Source organism: Elusimicrobiota bacterium (genome assembly GCA_026388095.1).
Lineage (GTDB): Bacteria > Elusimicrobiota > Elusimicrobia > UBA1565 > UBA9628 > UBA9628.
This window is the reverse complement of the sequence record JAPLKL010000009.1, coordinates 1-15,850: the sequence shown is the minus strand read 5'-3', so window position 1 is coordinate 15,850 and position 15,850 is coordinate 1. Positions and strand designations below refer to the sequence as shown.

Here is a 15,850-nt window from a genome sequence, read left to right as displayed (position 1 = left end):
TATAGCGCTTCTGCCCGAGTTGACGCCTGACACCCGACTTAGATACCATCACTGCGTGGACCTCAAGCTCCTGCGGCGTATCGCATTCCTGAAAGCCCTGCCTCCGGCCGAGCTCAAGCGCATCGCGCGCATCGCCACGGAGCAGGATTTCCGCGCCGGCGAGACCATCTTCTCCAAGGCCGAATCCGGCAGCCGGATGTTCGTGGTCATCTCCGGCAGGGTGCGCATCTTCACCAGCTACGCCAAGAAGCACAAGACCTTCGCCTATCTCGCTCCGGGCGACCTCTTCGGGGAGATGGCGCTGGTGGACGGCCACACGCGCTCCGCCTCGGCGCGGGCCGTGGAAGACTCCCGGCTCGTGGTCATCCAGAAGTCCGATTTCAAGGGCCTGCTCATCTCGGACCCGAGGCTGTGCTTCTTCCTGCTGCGCACGGTCTCCGAGCGCCTGCGCCAGGCCAACGAGGAGATCGAGAACCTGCTCTTCCGCAACATGCTGGGACGCGTCTCCGGCGCGCTCAACGCTTTGGTCCGCCGCGGCCGGAAGTTCCGGGGCGGAGTGCTCCTCAAGGACCAACACACCCAGCAGGAGTTAGCCGACATGGTCGGCACGACCAGGGAGCCTCTCTCCCGCGCCATCTCCATTCTGCGCCGCGCCCAGATCCTCGACATGCACCACGGCCGCTACTTCATCCGCAGCCCGCGGCGGCTCTCCGAGCTCTGCCACCCCCTGCCCGCATGAACCCCACCTCCCTGCGCACCAACGGCTGCGGCGACCTCAAAGCCGGTCACGCCGGACAGACCGTGCGGCTGGCCGGCTGGGTGCACTCCCGCCGCGACCACGGGGGGGTCTATTTCCTGGACCTGCGCGACCGCTCGGGAGTCGTCCAGGTCGTGGTCAACCCGGAAGAGGTCGAAGCCTTCCTGGCCGCGGGCAAGCTCGGCGCCGAGCACGTGGTCGGCGTGGAAGGTACGGTCCGCCTGCGGCCGGAAGGGATGAAGAACCCCAAGCTCCCCACCGGCGAGGTCGAGGTCAAAGCCCTGGCCATCAAGGTGCTCAACACCTCCAAGAACCTGCCTTTCGAGGTGGACGAGCGCATCACGGCGCTGGAAGAGACGCGGCTCAAGTACCGCTTCCTCGACTTGCGCCGTGCGCCCATGCTGGAGAACCTGGTCCTGCGCCACCGCGTCAGCCAGGCCGTGCGCCGGGCCTTGGACGGCGAAGGCTTCCTGGAGATCGAGACCCCGATCTTGACCAAGGCCACTCCGGAGGGCGCCCGCGACTTCATCGTGCCCGCCCGTCTGGACCCGGGCCACTTCTACGCCCTGCCCCAGTCGCCCCAGATCTTCAAGCAGATCCTCATGGTCAGCGGCGTGGACCGCTACTTCCAACTGGCCCGGGCCTTCCGCGACGAGGACCTGCGCTCCGACCGCCAGCCCGAGCACACCCAGATCGACCTGGAGATGTCCTTCGTCGACGAATCCGACGTGCACTCCTTGGTGGAGCGCATGCTCAAGACCGTGTTCCGGGAGACCATGGGCGTCGAGCTCGAGACCCCGTTCCCCAAGCTCGAGTACAGCGAGGCCATGCTGCGCTACGGCTCGGACAAGCCCGACCTGCGCTTCGGCTTGGTCCTCTCGGACTGCACCGAGCTCTTCAAGGACTCCGGCTTCAAGGTCTTCGGCGAGGCCGCCCGCGGCGGCGGCGTGGTGCGCGTGCTCTCCGTGGCCCGCGAGTTCTCCCGGGCCGAGATTGACAAGCTCACCGACCTGGTCAAGAAGGGGGGGGCCAAGGGCCTGGCTTGGCTCAAGTGGGACGGCTCGGCCTTCGGCGCGCCCATCGCCAAGTTCCTGGAGCCGGCCAAGCTCGAGGCGTTGCGGCAGCGCTTCCAGCCCAAGCCGGGGCATCACCTGTTCTTCGCCGCGGACAAGGCGCCGGCCGCGGCCCTGTGCCTGGGCGCCTTGCGCAAGGAATTCATCACCCGGCTCAAGCTCTCGCCGGACCGGCCCTGGCATTTCTCCTGGGTGACGCGCTTCCCCCTGCTGGAGTGGGTCCCCGATGAGAAGCGCTGGACCTTCACCCATAACCCGTTCACCGCGCCGCTGGACAGCGACTTGCCCAAGCTCGACAGCGACCCCGGAGCCGCGCTCTCGCACCAGTACGACCTGGTCCTCAACGGCGTGGAGATCGCTTCCGGCTCCATCCGCAACCATCGCGGGGACATGCAGCGCAAGATCCTCTCCCTGATGGGCTTTTCTCCCGAGGAGCAGGACGCCCAGTTCGGCCTCCTGCTCAACGCCCTCGATTTCGGAGCGCCGCCGCACGGCGGCGTGGCCCTGGGCCTCGACCGGCTGGTCGCGCTCATGCGTGGGCAGGACTCCATCCGCGAGGTCATCGCCTTCCCCAAGACCGCCAAGGGGACCTGCCTCTTGAGCGACGCGCCCGGCCCGGTGGACGCCAAGCTCCTCAAGGAGCTGCACATCAAGCTCGACGTGCCGCCCCCTCCCGCGGCCTAGGCCAAGGCCGTCCACGGCAGGCCGACGATCCTGGTCCCCATCCGCAAGATATCCTGCCCCGTGTGGATGAGGATCCCGCCGCTGGCCTCGGGATGGTCTCTCAGGAAAGCCTCCAATCCCTCGCAGTCCGTGTAGCGGGGGCAATCGCTCAGCTTGACATCCACGGCGACGGTCTTGCGGCCCCACTCCAGCACGAAGTCCACCGATTGGCCCTGCGCCGTGCGCCAATAGGAGATGCGCATCTTGGGCGTGGAGATGCCGGCCAGGACCTTCAGGTGATGGAAGACGAGGTTCGCGAAGAGCCCCCGGGCCTGCGGCGCGGCCCTGAGGGCGGCCTCGTCGTGCAGGCCCGCCAGATGGGCGGCCAGGGCCGGGTCCACCCAAAGGAGCTTGGCGGCTTGGTTCGGGCGAGGGGGCCGGTCGCCGGCGAAAGCCGGCAGCCTGTCGATGAGACAGGCCGCCTCCAGGAGCCTGAGGCAGCGGCGCACCCTCGGCGGGGAGACTTGGGCGTCCCGGGACGCCGCGATCGGGCTGGCCACCTGACCGGCGCGCGCGGCCAGGACCTCCATGACCGCGCGGAATTCCGACGGGCACTCCGCCTGGGAGAGGTCCCTCAGGTCGCACTCGAGGCAGGTCGCGATATAGCCTTCCCACCACCGGGTCCGGGCTGCCGCGGCGGGCAAAGAGAGAAACCTGGGCATGAAGCCTCTGGAGATCGCGCAGAAGGGATCCTTGGCCGCGGCCGCCGAACACTGCTCGCGGGGCAACCGCCCCGAGAGTATCTCCGACAGGCAGGAGGGGGGAGGCCTGCGCAGCATCTCCCCGCTCGCCATGGGCAGCAAGGACAGCTGGGCGGCCCGCGCGGCCAGGCTCTCGCAGACCCGGCGCATCAAGATGAGATCCGCGGAGGCTGAAAGGACGAATCGCATCCCGCCCGGACGAGCGTCCAAAGCTTCCTTGACCGCGGACAGGACTGCCGGCAGGCGCTGGACTTCGGCCAAGACGACGCGGTCCGCCCCGGCCCACAGGCCCGCGGGGTCGCGCCGGCCCTGCTCGATCGCATCCGGATCGTCGAAAGTGACGCGCTTCCATCGCCTGGTCGGCTCCGCATGCTCCAAGAGGGTGCTCTTGCCGACTTGGCGCGCGCCGGTGAGCACCACGACCGGATGGTCGGCGACGGCCCGCCCCAGCGCAGGCGCAAGCCAGCGGGGCAAAAGAGCCGCTCCTTTGTCGGAAAGACTTCTTTTCATCTCCGGAACGATGCTCCGCTCTCGCCGGGATAGCTGGGCCAGCCAAAAGAATCCGCAGCGGCCCTTTCAGGCTACCGCGGATTCCTCGTCAAGGGACGGCCTTGCTGCGAGCGTCGGAAGTGGTGGACGTGACAGGGATCGAACCTGCGACCTCTTCCTTGCGAAGGAAGCGCTCTCCCAGCTGAGCTACACGCCCCAAAATCGTTCCTACGCGAGAGTCTACCAAAATTCTCCTTTGGTTGGATAGCTCATCGTCGTGCGCGCCGTTCAACGAGCGCCCTGCCCTGGCAATCATCGGCGTCAAAAGTCTATAATATCGCTAGCGAATACGGCATACCCTTGTTTTTTTGGGACCTGCGGCGCCCTAGCGCGCCGTCTTGATGGACAAAGACCAAGCTCTTATGACCGATGGGCCCTCCCGCGGCAGCGCGGTGGACGCCGCTCCGGCGGTCCAGGGAGACCTCAGGAGCGTCAGGGACCTCCTCCAGGAGATCAAGGCCCGCGCCGCCGCGCGCGAGGAGCACTACTCCAAACTCGAGCGCGAGTTGGACCGGGCCCAGGAGCGCTTCCGTGCCGAGCGGGAGATCTGGGAGAACATGGCCCTCGCCCAGACCGAGGCCCTCGCCCAGCGCGAGGCAGAGCTCGCCCGGCTGGCCCACGACCTCGCCGCCGAGTCCGACAAGCGCCGGTCCGAGTTCGCCCGGTTGGCCGACGACCTCGCCGCCGACTCCGACAAGTGCAAGGCGGAGCTCTCCCGGCTGGCCGACGACCCCGCGGCGCGCGAGGAGCTCGCCCTGAAAGCCGAGCGGGAGGCCTGGAGGACGACGCGCCACGCCGAGACCCGGGCCCTGGCCAAGAGCAAAGCGGAGATCGCCCGGCTGGCCGAAGACCTCGCCGCCGAGTACGACAAGTCCAAGAAGGAGATCGCCCGGCTGGCCGAAGACCTCGCCGCCGAGTACAGGAAGAAGCAGCTCGAACTGCAAGGGATCAAGCGATCCCTGCAGTCGGAGCTGGCCGAGGTCGTCAGCCAATACCAGGCCGAGACGCGCGGGTCCGGCGCCTAGGGGCCGGGGCCTCGGCACCCATGATAAAGCCCCCTCTCTCGGCGCGCCTCGACCAGCTGCTCAAGCGCTACCAGGACAAGGTCAGCCAGGTGCAGCTCGACCTGCCCTTGGTCCCGCAGGCCCCGGCGCCCAGACGCCAGGAGCCTCTTCACTTCGAGGCTGCGCGGTCGCCCTCCCTCCTCGGCACAGACGACGCCCGCCCCGTCCCGCAAGCGCCGTTGACGCGGTCCCCGGCGCCCGCTCCAGGACCCGTCTGGAGCCGCGGCCGCTGGGCGTGGCTGGCGGGCTTGTTATTGGCCGCGGCGGCAGCCATCGTCTGGCTCTGGCGGGGCCACCCCAGTCTCGATGAAGCGCCGGCTTACCGGGCCTTTCCCATCACCGGCTCGGCCTTGCACGGCCTGGCCTGGCGGGACGGCAGGCTCGCGTCCGTGGACTCCGCCAACGGCAACCTGGTCCTCTTCGACGCCGAAGCCCGGAGGCTGAGGTCCACGGAACGGCTCGCCGATCCTGCCCCGGCCGGTCTGGCCTGGGTCGACAAATCCTTCTGGAGCACCGGCCAGGAGCACAACGCCATCTTCCGGCAAAAAGCGGGCCCGGAGCGCGGGCGGCAGCGCATCTACGCCACTCCGAACCGCTCGCCCGCGGCCCTGGCCGGGGACGACGACAACCTCTGGGCGGCAGACGCCCGGGTTCCCGTGGTGTACCGCTACCTGGTGGGGCTCTCTCTCATCGGGGCGTCCCTGTCCCCGCTCAATCAGTACGATCTGCCGGGAGCCCCGGCGGCCGGGCTCCATGCCGCCGACGGCCTGCTTTGGGTGCTCGACTCGCATAGCCGGCGCCTGACGCGCTATGCCTATGAAGCCGGGACTCTCTCGGCGAAAGATTCGGTCGACCTCAGCGCGCGGATCCCCGCCGCCGCGGTCTCGGGTCTGGAGGTGGGCGGCGGCTTCCTCTGGGTGCTGACGACCAAGCCGGCGGTCCTGCACCGGTTCTCCCTGCGCGGCCTGAGCTGGCAGTCCGCCGGCCCTTAGGACTTGCCTGAGCGCGGCAGCGCGATGGCACTGACAGCCCTCAGGGAATGCGTTGGCTGTCAGGTGCCGCCGCCCTGCGACCTCAGCCTCTTCTTCTCCTCCCGCAGACCCCGCTTGTAGACCTGCTTGGCCTTGAGGTGTTCCTCCTGCGTGGCGAAGAACTTATGCCCTCCGGTCAAGTCGGCCACGAAGAAGAGCGCGTCGCTCGGGGCGGGGCGGAGGACCGCGCGGAAGGCGCCCAGGCCCGGATTGCAGATGGGGCCCGGCGGAAGTCCGTAGTGCACGTAGGTGTTGTAGGGGGAAGGATTCTGCAGGTCCTCGGAAGTCAGGCCCTTCTTCCAATAGCCCAGGGCGTACTGGACCGTGGGATCGGCTTGCAGGCGCATGCGGATGCGCATGCGGTTGAGATAGACCGCCGCCACCATGGGCTGCTCGCTGGCCAGCACCGCCTCGCGTTCCACGATGGACGCCAAGGTCACGGCCTGATGCAAGGTCAGGCGCGGCTTGGGCTCGGAGCGCGCGAACTCCTCGGCCAGGCGCCGGTCGAATTCGGCGCGCATGCGCTCGATCACATGCTCGGCGTCCGTGCCCGGCTCGAAGAAGTAGGTGGTGGGGAACAGATAGCCTTCCAGGCGCTGGTTGGCGGCGAGGCGCAGGAAATCGGCGCCCGGGCATGACCCCGACTTCTCCAGCCGCTCGGAGATCTGCCGCGTGGTCCAGCCTTCGGGGATCACGACCTTGACGCCGCCCGAGCCCGCCGCCAAGGCGGCCAGCAGCCGGCCCGGCAGCATCCGCCGCCGCAGGCGATAGGCGCCGGGCTTGAGCCGCCGCCCCAGCCCGTAGATACGCGCCGCGGCGCGGAACATCAAAGCGCTGCGCACCACCCCTTTCTCCTTGAGCGCGGCAGCGGTCTGGCGCGCCGATTGCCCCGGCGGGATGGCCACCTCGACCTCATCGCCCGGCCAGAACAGCCAGCCCGCGCCGAGGACCGCCGCGGCCGCGGCCGCGGCCAACGCCTTGCCCCAGGAGAAACCCACTAGGGACGACGGTCTCCAGCCCGCCTCAGCGCCGCGCGGACCCGGGCCAGGAGCTCCGCGGGCTTGAACGGCTTGGTGATGAAGTCGTCCACCCCGAAATGCAGGGCCTCGAGCTCCTCATCCGCGGTCTGCTTGACGGTGAGCATGAGGACCGGCAAGGAGCGCGACCCGGAGTCCTCGCGCAGGCGGCGGCAGAAGGCCTCGCCGTCGAGCTTCGGCATCATCCAGTCCACGAGGACCAGGTCGGGGCGGCGGTCGCGCACCGCGGCCAGCCCCGCCTCGCCGTCCCCCGCGAGGTCGACCTCGTAGCCTTCGGCCTGGAGCACGTCCCGCGCGATGATGCGGTAGTCATCCTCGTCGTCGACGACCAAGACCCTTACGGCCATAAGATGATCCCCCTTGCTCCTCAGGCGCTCGCCGCCTCCGCCGCGGCGATCCTCAGGAAGAATGCGATGCGCGTCCCCTGGCCCGGAGCCGACTGGACTTCGATGCGGCCGCCGTGCTGGTCGATGATGGACTTGCAGATGTAGAGCCCCAGGCCCGTGCCCTTGCCCCCGCCGTAGACGCCGCTGGCGGTGTTGCGCCCCTGGATGAAGGCCTGGAAAAGCTGGGCGCGGTCGCGCGCGTCCATGCCCCGCCCCGTGTCGGCCACCGAGATCTCGAGCCAGCGCCGGCTCCCTTCCCGGTATTGCTCGGCCGCGATCTCGATGCGGCCGCCCTCGGGCGTGAACTTGAGCGCGTTGGAGACCAGGTTGATGAGCACCTGCCGGATGCGTCCCGCGTCGGCCAGGACCTCCGGGACATGGTCGATCCGGCTGGACAGGCTCACCCCCTGGGCCGCGGCCTTGGGCTCGAAGAACCGGCACACCTCGGACGCGGTCTCCTGGAGCTGCACGGTCTTCAGGACGCACTCGAGCTTGCCCTTCTCGATCTTGGACACGTCGAGCAGGTCGTTGACGAAGTTGCTCAGCCGCACGATGTTGGTCTGGATGCGGGCCAGGTACTCCCGATGGACCACGCACTCCGGGTGCTTGACCTCCTTGCTGATGAGCAGCGAGATGAGGCTCTCGATGGCGCCCAGCGGGGAGCGGAACTCGTGCGTGACCGAGGAGATGAAGGCCTTCTTGGCCTCGTCGAGCTCGGCCAGCCGCTCCGACATGTGGTTGAAGACCTTGACCAGGTCGCCGATCTCGTCCTCGGACTGCCATTCCAGGCGGCGGCCCAGCTTGCCCGCGCTGATCTCGGCCGCCACTTTGCCCAAGGACGCGATGGGCGAGGTGATGCTCGAGGCCAGCCAATAGGCCATGGCGAACCATATGAAGGAGCTGCCCAGCCAGATGGTGATGATGATCTTCTTGAGGCGCCTCTGGCTTTCGCGCAGCGCCGACTCGATGACCTCCTCGCTGATCCCCAGGCGGATGTTGATCCGGCGCGTGGGGTCCGCCGGGTCGGTCATCACCAGGGGCCGCTCCAAGGCCCGGCCGGAGGGGGGGACTCCCCCCAGGTTCACGCTGTGGCTGCGCCCGCGCGAGGTCCAGGAGATGCGCGCGTAGGACAGGGCCGGATACTGGGCCTTGAGGAAGTTGACGTAGCTGACCAGCTGCAGCTCGTCTCTCTGCAGCATGGAGTCGAGCGCCACGCGCTGGACCGAATTCTCGATGATCCGGGCCGCGTTGTCCATGCCCAGGCGCTCCGCCGTGCGCTGGATGAAGAGGATGCCGTAGCCCAGCGAGAGCATGGACACGACCAGCAGGGACGTGATGGAGAGGAGGAGCTTGCTCCGTATCCTCATCTACTCTCACCGCTCTGGAGCGACTCGGCCTCGACGCGGCGCAAGGCCTGCCGCGCCGACTTGTCGTTGGGGTCGGACTCCAGGATGCGGCGGAAGCAGTCCGCCGATTCCTTGAGCTGGCCCCGGGAGTAGAATTCCACCCCCTGCTCGTAGAGGCGCTCGACGCTGGCCGGACTGGCCGGGGGCCGGGGCGCCGTGACCGGGGGCTTGGCCGCCGTGGCGGCCTCCTGGCCGCGCTTGATGAGGGATTGCAGGGCCATGATGTAGGAGCGCAGGTTCTTGCGGCCGTCGCTGTCCGTCTCGTGCTCGAAGGCCTTGAGCAGGGACGTCAGGGCCTCCGGGTAGCGCTGCTGCGCGTGGTACGCCGCGCCCATGCGCTTGTAGGCCAGCACGTTGGTGTCGTCGAGCTCGGTCACCTGTTTCGCCAATTTTATGACTTTATCATATTCGAACTGGCGCAAGGAGACCTCCATCAGGGCCATGTAGCCCTCGATGAGCTGCCTCTTGTGCGCGGCCAGCGCATCCTCCGGCGAAGGCGCCGGCGCCGCGGCCGCGGCCTCCCCGCGCTTGAGTCCCGCCTTGGTCTCGATGGCCGCCATCAAGGCCTCGGTGCGACCGTCGGGGTGCAGGCGCTGGGCGGAGGCCAGGTCGACCAAGGCGTCCTGGTCCTTGCCGGCCAGGAACTTGAGCGAGCCGTCGTAGACGGCGGCCTGCGCGGCCTCGTCGGTGAATTGCCGGACCTCGGGATAGATGTCCGAGACCAGCTTGAGCCGGGCCGCGCTCTCCGCGATCCTGGCGTCGCCGGGCTTCAAGGCGACCACCTCGTTGACCTTCGCGTAGGCGTCGGCGAACTTGCCCGCGCTCACGTCCAGCTTGGCCTGGCGCAGGAACTCGTCGATGGCCGTGCGCTTGAACGCGGTCAGCTCCTCCATCTGGTAGCGGAATTCCGGAGAGCCGGCCTCGGCGAACTCCTGCATGTTCTCCAGGATGGCCTCGCTGACGGTCGCAGGCCGCGCCTTGGCGTAGCCGAAGCGGTAGGTCAGGCCGAAGCGGTGGCTGCCTGAAGTCGCCAAGCCGCCCAAGGGGATGTTGAAGCCGTAGTCGAACTGCATGCGGAAGATCTTGTACGAGACGCCTACGCCGAGCTGCCGGAAGTCCCGCGTGCCGGCGGCCAAGGACCCGCGGAAGCCGATCGTGCCGTAGAGCAAGGTGGGCAGCCATTTCTCGGCGGCCAGGGCCACGGTCTTGTCGAGCGAGCCGTCCGGGGCGGAGGGCAGGCCGAGGTCCAGGGCCAAGGTGGACCAGGGCGAGAGATAGGCCGCGCCCAGCTTGATGTTGCGGCCCAACCTGTCCGTGTCGCCCTTGTTGAAGGCGATGTTGGGCTCCAGGAAGTGCTGCACCATCAGGCCCAAGGACCAGCGCGGCCGCGGCCGGTAGAGCAGGCCCCAGTCCACGCCCAGGTTGGTCGCGGCGGCGTTGGTCAGGGCCGGGTCCACGCCGCCCACCACCACTTGGCCGGTGTTATCGATCGGGTCGGCGGCCGACGCGTTGACCTTGCGGTTGAGGACCTTGAGGCTCAAGCCGCCGTAGAGCTGGTTCGGGATGTAGGTCTCGAAGAGGCTGTGGCTGTAGGCGCCGAAGAAGCTGGTCTCATGGTAGAGCCCCTGCAGGGAGAAGTAGTTGAGGGCGACCGCGGCCGTGCCGTATTGGCCGTCCTTGATGGGATGGGCGTAGGTCATGAACGAGTTGGAGATGTTGGAGTTGTCCGAAAGCCCCATCAGGAGGCGCGCGTAGCTCGCCGACATCTCGGGGCGGGTCAAGGTGGCCAGGCCCGCGGGGTTATAGTAGATGGCGTAGCCGTCGTCGGCCACCGCGGTGAAGGCGTTGCCCATGCCCACGGCGCGCGGGCTGGTGCCGAGGTCTTCGTAGGCGGCCCGCGCCGCAGGCGGCAGGCAGAGCGCGGCGGTCAGAGCCAGAGCGCTGAGCGTCAGAGTGTTCTTTTTCATGGCTATCTCACCACCAGGAGGGCGCCGGTGTAATTCTGCTCCTCCGCTCGTATTTGGTAGATGTAAACGCCGCTGTGCACGGCTATGCCTTCGGCCTTGCCGTTCCAACTCAGATATCCGGGACAACCACTCGTCGGGCAAGCCTGGAGCTGAGTGCGGCTGACCGGCGGCCCCAAATCCGTCACATGAGACCCGAGCATGGTGTAGATCGACCCGGAGACGCCGGAATCCTCAGGATTGTCGAAGCAGAAGAAGGCGTTGTTGGCACCGTTGGGAGAGACGATGCGGCGCGCGGGCCCGAAGAACCGGAAGAAGCCGTTGGCGTAGGCGAAGGCCAGCATGGCCAGGATCAGCGCGCCCGCCGCCGCCAGGATTCCGAGGTTATGTTTCACGATTCTCATGCTGGGCTCCTATCTGGCCACCACGCCGGTCCCGCTGAAAGTCTTGCCGTCGCCCTTGATCACGTAGACGTAGACCCCGCCCGTCACGTACCGGCCGTTCATGCGGCCGTCCCAGGTCAAGGTGTTGGGCACCAGGCCCGGCGTCATGTCCGACACGAACATGCCCTTCAGATCGTAGATCTTGCCCGTGGGCACCACTTTGTTGGGGCCCGGGTCGTAGCCGAAGATCAACATGTCGTTCATGCGGTCGCCGTTGGGCGTGATGACCCGGCCCGAGAGGTTCGCTATGTCGAAGACCGCGCCTGCGGAGCGCATCAGGCCCCGGATCTGGAACCAGCCGATGTTGGGGGTCTGCACGCTGACGGTCTGCGCGCCCGTGTTCACATCGCCGTAGAGCTTCTGCCACTTGGCGCCGTTGTACCAGTAGATGCCCAGGTCCTTGGCGCTGCCGCAGCAGGCCCCCGCCGCGGCCCGGGCGGAAGCCACGCCGAGCGGCTTGGGCGCGCCGCTGTTGTCCACGTCGTAGTGCAGGACCACGGTGGCGGGCCTGTCGAAGTGGAAGTTCGACACCTGCACGTTATCCTTCAGCGCGATCCATTCCGCGGACTGGATGATGCCCGCGTTCGGCTCCGCGGCCACGCCGTCGGGCCGGAAGCGGCGCATCAGATCGATGTCCGCGCCCTGGCCGTTGGTGAGGTGGCTCAAGGCCATGGCCGTCTCGTTGCTGACGCGGAAGTACGAGCGGCAGTCGCTCTGCAGGAAGATCTGGTCGAAGGTGCTGTTATGCTCCACCACGGCCGGCAGGGAGTCCGCCGCGTTGTAGGACTGGATCTGGTAGTACCGGTAGGGCACCGTCGACGAGCCTATGTAGGTCGCGTCGTAGTATGTGGTGCTCACGATCACCTCAAGGCCCGCGGTGACCCCGGTGCTGGCCAGGGGCAGGAAGTCAGAGAAGCACATGTCGGTCGAGGCCACCACGCGGTAGCCTTGCAGTTCGGAGGCCGTCGGCGAGCTCGTGATCGGGGTCGTGAATTCGCGGTAGTTCTGGAAGTTCCAAGTCGGCGACCAGTCGAGTATGAACGTCGATCGGTCCGGCGTGATCGCGGAGAGCACGCCCAGCGGATGCAGCGGCGGGTTGCTGTAGAACCAGGGGTCGGACATCCAGCCGGCGTTGCCGCGCGCGTCGAGGGTCCGGACGTAGACGGATTGCACGTCGGGCGTCCAGCCCGGGGGGACGGCGGTCACGGCGAAGCCGGTCCTCGCCAAGTCGCCGGGGTTGGTGTCCTTGGTGGAGATGCTGATGTTGGCGTCGCTGAAGGAGAGGTTGTCCGAGTCGGGCACGCTGTAGGTCGCGAACCACACGTAATAGGTCGTGCCGGCCAGGAGCTTCCCGACGGCTCCGTCATAGCCCGGGGTGACCCATTGCACGGTGCCGCTGGTCACGAAGACATTCGCGGAGGAGATGGCTACCTTGCCCGGAAAGGCGATGATGTTCATGAGGCCCGAGCCGAGGGCGTAGCTCGCCGACGACGAGGTGGAGCCGTCGACCGTGGAAAGGGGGATTTCATTGGCCATGCCGCTGGATCTGTAGTTGCCGGAAGAGCCCAAGCCGCCGCCCCCGGCCACCCCGTTGCGCGAGAGGCAGTAGCTGCCGCTGCGCGAGGGGCAGTTCCGGGCCTGGTCCGCGAAAAGGGGGGCGGCCAGGAGCAGGAGGGCTGCCCCCAGCCACAAGCCGCGCCGTCGTTTAGGCTCGATATGGAACATTAATGGACTGTCGCTTCGCGAACTTTAAAAAACGTTGAAATATTGATGTTTTCAATTGCACCAGCCACGCGCGTATTGAGATTATACCCTGGGATGCCCTGCCGTTCCAGAAGACTGGGCGCAAAAAAGGCGAACCAATTTTCGCAAACAATTCGCATGGGCCGGGAGGGGACAATCAGAAAAATCGAAAGCGGCCGCCGGTGCTAGGTTTGAGGAATTCTCCGCCCTCTGCACTATTCAAACAGCAGGAAGAAGCTGTTCAGGCATTCCGCGCCGGAGCTCGTGCCGGGGATCTGCGTGGGCAGGATGCCGGTCGAGACCGCGCCCGCGGCCCCGGCGGTCGCACCGTAGGGGTCGGCCCCCGTCGTGCTGGTCCCGTAGGTGCCGCCGGCCGCGTCGGAGCTCGTGGGGGAGCCTGAGAGCAGGAGGACGCCGCCGCCGCCGCCGCCGCCCGGGCCGTGGTACCAGCAGTTGGGGTGGGGATCGGTCCCGCAGCCTGTGCCTGGGGGCTGGGTCACCCAGGTGTTGGCTCCCGCTCCTCCGTGTGCGGCACAAGTGAGACCCGTGAGGTTCCCGTTCAAAGCGGTGAAGACGATGCTTCCGCCGGCGCCGCCGCCGCCGCCGCCGTCCTCGGCGGGCACGGGCCCCGTGGTGCCGTTGGCCGTGATCGTGCCTGTGTTCGCCAAGTTGCCGACCCGGATCATGGCCAGGCCGCCGCCGAGGCCGCCGCTCGACTGGTATCCGGTGCTGTTGTTGCGGGTGCCTGCCCCGCCGCCGCCCCCAAGGACGACCCGCCTGGCCGACGCGGGGAACAGGACCCCTCCGAACCCCCCGGTGTAGAGCCCGTTGTTGTAGGTCCTCCCGCCCCCGCCCCCGGTCCCGCCGTTGCCGCCGCCGCCCCCGCCGGAGTTCCACTGGTTCAAGGTCAGTTCCCCGTCGGTCCCGCCGCCGCCGGCGTTGCCCGGGGCCCCGCGGGCCGTGCCGCCGGTGATGCCCAGGCCATGGTACGGATAGTCGGTGCCGGTCGCCGCCACCGCGCTCCCGTCGTAGATATAGCCCGGGGTCCCCGCGATGCCTTCGCCCTTCGCGCCGTTGAAGTTCTTGGTCGAGCTCTGCACGTAGTCCGTGCTCAGGCCGCCGGTGTCGCCGGTGAGCTGGCGCGCGCCGCCGCCGCGGAAACCCAGGCCGTCGAGGCTCACCGTCGCGCCCCCGAGACTCAGCACGCCGGAGACATCGACGGCCAGCACGCCGCCCGTGGCCCCGTTCCAGGCCGCCGCGGTCAGGCCCGAGGTCAGCGTGGCCGAGCTGTACTGCGGGACCCGCACGGCCTGGAACTGCCGCTGGCCCTGCGTGGACGTGGCCGCGGCGTCCGTGTAGGCATGCATGAGACCGCCGGCTACGCCCTGCCCCTGGAACGACAGCGTGCCGCCGGTGGTCGCAACCGCGCTCAAGGCCTTCACGTATTCGTACATGCCCGATCGGTTGAGGCTCGTCGAGCCGCTGGCGGGATCCCCGGCCACGCCGTCGCCGTAGGAGCTTGTGTTCGACGAATCGATCGCCGAGTCCTGCATCTGGATGACCAGGACCATGTCTCCCGCGGCGATGGGCGTCGCGGCGCCGGCAGAGGCTCCGAGCGTGATGGACATGGCGTTGGCCGCGGCCGAGGCCGCGCCGGGCCAATAGGTGTTGACCACGCCGGTGAGGCTGACCGCCCCGTCGCGGCTGGGCGCGCCGCAGAGGATCGTGTTCCTGACATAGGTAAAGGCGGCCGCCAAAGTGGCGGACTGGCCGTCCGGGTTGGTCACCGTCACGTCCGCGGTCCCGGCCGCGCCCGCAGGCGTGGTCGCGGTCAGGTGGGAGGAGTCCACCCGCACCACGGAGGCCGCCGGCTCACCGCCGATCAGCACCGTAGCCCCGCTGAAGAAATTCGTCCCGGTGATGGTCACGCTGGTCCCACCCAGGATGTCGCCGGAAGTCGCGGCGATGCTCGTGACCGTGGGGGGGGCCTGCGTGGCATACAGGCTCCATTGCTCGGAGGAGCTGGTGCCTCCGCTCCAACTCGCCGGGAAGGAGCCGTAGGCTTGCCAGAGATAGTTGCCGCTGCCTGCCGAGCCCGCCGTGTAGCTCGGCCCGTTGCTCGTCGCGTTCCACTGCCAGGCCAGCCAGTACGTGCCGCTGGTGAGCGTCAGGCTCGTGGGCGAGCCCGCTGATATCAGCACGGTGTTCCAGGACGAGGCCGTCACCGCCACGTCGCCGCTCTCCCACTGCTTCGAGCTCGGCCCCGAGGAGTCCGAGTACAGGGCCAGCCTCACGTTGCCGGTGTCGTGAGAATAGAAGCTCAGCGACTGGACCACCGAATCATAGGCCAGCGTGGCTTGCGTGGCTTTCGCCCGCCCCGTGAGCACATCGTCTATGAAGATCGTGCTCGTATCCGTCCCGTCCATGTGCAGCAGAAGGACCGAGTAGGGATCATCGTCGTAGCGGGCCGCGGGGGGGGTGAAGCCGGCGGTCCAGCGGGCGGTGCTCTTGCTGACCCGGAACTCGTCGAGCCAGCCGTTCAACAAGTTGGTTCCCAGGCCGTCGGAACCGACGTAGGCGCTGCCCGCGTAGTCGGGGATGCTGGCCGAAGAGCTCCCGGTCAGGGTGAGCGCCTGGCTCACGCCGTTCTGAAAGATGTACGAGTTGGTGGTGCCGCTCCTGACGAAGGCGACGTGATACCAGGTCGCTGTCGCCAGCGCTCTGCTGGCTGTCTCATATTGGATCGTGGTCGCGCCGCCGCTGTGCACCGTGTAGCCCCAGCGATAATTGCCGGCGCTGACGCGACGCATATAAAACGACATATAATTGTTTGCGCTGACCGATTGGGCGAAAAGAGGGGCATAGGGGATGCCGGCCGTGGGCAGGGAATTGAACCTCACCCAGCAATCCACCGTGAAGTCGCCGGTGCCCAAGACCCAGTCCGCCGAATCCGGTATGCTGAGATACTGGCTC

The 15,850-nt window shown here is 67.8% G+C and carries 12 protein-coding genes and 1 tRNA gene; 4 read left to right on the top strand and 9 right to left on the bottom strand.

Annotated features, from left to right (window positions below):
* Positions 1 to 55 precede the first annotated feature (55 nt).
* Complete coding sequence (locus NTY77_02490; GenBank protein MCX5794350.1) at positions 56 to 739, top strand: Crp/Fnr family transcriptional regulator; 684 nt, start codon at positions 56 to 58, stop codon at positions 737 to 739.
* Complete coding sequence (aspS, locus tag NTY77_02485) at positions 736 to 2,514, top strand: aspartate--tRNA ligase (protein MCX5794349.1); 1,779 nt, start codon at positions 736 to 738, stop codon at positions 2,512 to 2,514. Before NTY77_02490 ends, aspS begins: the two co-directional genes overlap by 4 nt.
* Here the strand turns inward: aspS and NTY77_02480 are convergent.
* Entirely contained in the window at positions 2,511 to 3,728 is a 1,218-nt protein-coding gene (locus NTY77_02480; protein MCX5794348.1) for an AAA family ATPase, read from the bottom strand. The two genes, aspS and NTY77_02480, sit on opposite strands and share 4 nt — an antisense overlap.
* Positions 3,729 to 3,884: 156 nt before the next feature.
* Positions 3,885 to 3,960, bottom strand: a tRNA-Ala gene (locus NTY77_02475).
* 205 nt (positions 3,961 to 4,165) lie between these two features.
* Here NTY77_02475 and NTY77_02470 point away from each other — a divergent pair.
* Positions 4,166 to 4,828: a hypothetical protein gene (locus NTY77_02470; GenBank protein ID MCX5794347.1), complete on the top strand. Its 663-nt coding sequence runs from the start codon at positions 4,166 to 4,168 to the stop codon at positions 4,826 to 4,828.
* 20 nt (positions 4,829 to 4,848) lie between these two features.
* Positions 4,849 to 5,859, top strand: a complete 1,011-nt coding sequence (locus NTY77_02465) for a hypothetical protein (GenBank protein MCX5794346.1) — start codon at positions 4,849 to 4,851, stop codon at positions 5,857 to 5,859.
* Between the two features lie 59 nt (positions 5,860 to 5,918).
* Here NTY77_02465 and mltG read toward each other — a convergent pair whose 3' ends face one another.
* The 7 genes from mltG to NTY77_02430 all read right to left on the bottom strand — a co-directional run bounded on the left by mltG (position 5,919) and on the right by NTY77_02430 (position 15,687).
* The gene (gene mltG, locus NTY77_02460; GenBank protein MCX5794345.1) at positions 5,919 to 6,896 is read right to left on the bottom strand and encodes an endolytic transglycosylase MltG; all 978 of its coding nucleotides are present in this window, start codon (positions 6,894 to 6,896) and stop codon (positions 5,919 to 5,921) included.
* Positions 6,896 to 7,282: a response regulator gene (locus NTY77_02455; GenBank protein MCX5794344.1), complete on the bottom strand. Its 387-nt coding sequence runs from the start codon at positions 7,280 to 7,282 to the stop codon at positions 6,896 to 6,898. The genes mltG and NTY77_02455 overlap by 1 nt, the downstream gene beginning before the upstream one ends.
* A 20-nt stretch (positions 7,283 to 7,302) precedes the next feature.
* A complete protein-coding gene (locus tag NTY77_02450; GenBank protein ID MCX5794343.1) occupies positions 7,303 to 8,688 on the bottom strand; it encodes a HAMP domain-containing sensor histidine kinase in 1,386 nt (461 codons plus the stop codon).
* Positions 8,685 to 10,694 (bottom strand): type IX secretion system membrane protein PorP/SprF, encoded by a 2,010-nt coding sequence (locus tag NTY77_02445; GenBank protein MCX5794342.1) that lies wholly within the window; start codon positions 10,692 to 10,694, stop codon positions 8,685 to 8,687. The genes NTY77_02450 and NTY77_02445 overlap by 4 nt, the downstream gene beginning before the upstream one ends.
* Before the next feature lie 2 nt (positions 10,695 to 10,696).
* On the bottom strand, positions 10,697 to 11,095 hold the full coding sequence (locus NTY77_02440) for a hypothetical protein (GenBank protein ID MCX5794341.1): 399 nt from the start codon (positions 11,093 to 11,095) through the stop codon (positions 10,697 to 10,699).
* A gap of 9 nt (positions 11,096 to 11,104) precedes the next feature.
* A complete protein-coding gene (locus NTY77_02435) occupies positions 11,105 to 12,859 on the bottom strand; it encodes a hypothetical protein (GenBank protein ID MCX5794340.1) in 1,755 nt (584 codons plus the stop codon).
* 233 nt (positions 12,860 to 13,092) lie between these two features.
* Complete coding sequence (locus tag NTY77_02430; GenBank protein MCX5794339.1) at positions 13,093 to 15,687, bottom strand: IPT/TIG domain-containing protein; 2,595 nt, start codon at positions 15,685 to 15,687, stop codon at positions 13,093 to 13,095.
* Positions 15,688 to 15,850: the final 163 nt, after the last annotated feature.

Coding starts and splice junctions, on each gene's coding strand:
- aspS (MCX5794349.1), top strand. CDS start 736: ATGAACCCCACCTCCCTGCGCACCAACGGCTGCGGCGACCTCAAAGCC.
- NTY77_02440 (MCX5794341.1), bottom strand. CDS start 11,095: ATGAGAATCGTGAAACATAACCTCGGAATCCTGGCGGCGGCGGGCGCG.
- NTY77_02450 (MCX5794343.1), bottom strand. CDS start 8,688: ATGAGGATACGGAGCAAGCTCCTCCTCTCCATCACGTCCCTGCTGGTC.
- NTY77_02465 (MCX5794346.1), top strand. CDS start 4,849: ATGATAAAGCCCCCTCTCTCGGCGCGCCTCGACCAGCTGCTCAAGCGC.
- NTY77_02455 (MCX5794344.1), bottom strand. CDS start 7,282: ATGGCCGTAAGGGTCTTGGTCGTCGACGACGAGGATGACTACCGCATC.
- NTY77_02435 (MCX5794340.1), bottom strand. CDS start 12,859: ATGTTCCATATCGAGCCTAAACGACGGCGCGGCTTGTGGCTGGGGGCA.
- NTY77_02430 (MCX5794339.1), bottom strand. CDS start 15,687: ATGCGTCGCGTCAGCGCCGGCAATTATCGCTGGGGCTACACGGTGCAC.
- NTY77_02470 (MCX5794347.1), top strand. CDS start 4,166: ATGACCGATGGGCCCTCCCGCGGCAGCGCGGTGGACGCCGCTCCGGCG.
- NTY77_02445 (MCX5794342.1), bottom strand. CDS start 10,694: ATGAAAAAGAACACTCTGACGCTCAGCGCTCTGGCTCTGACCGCCGCG.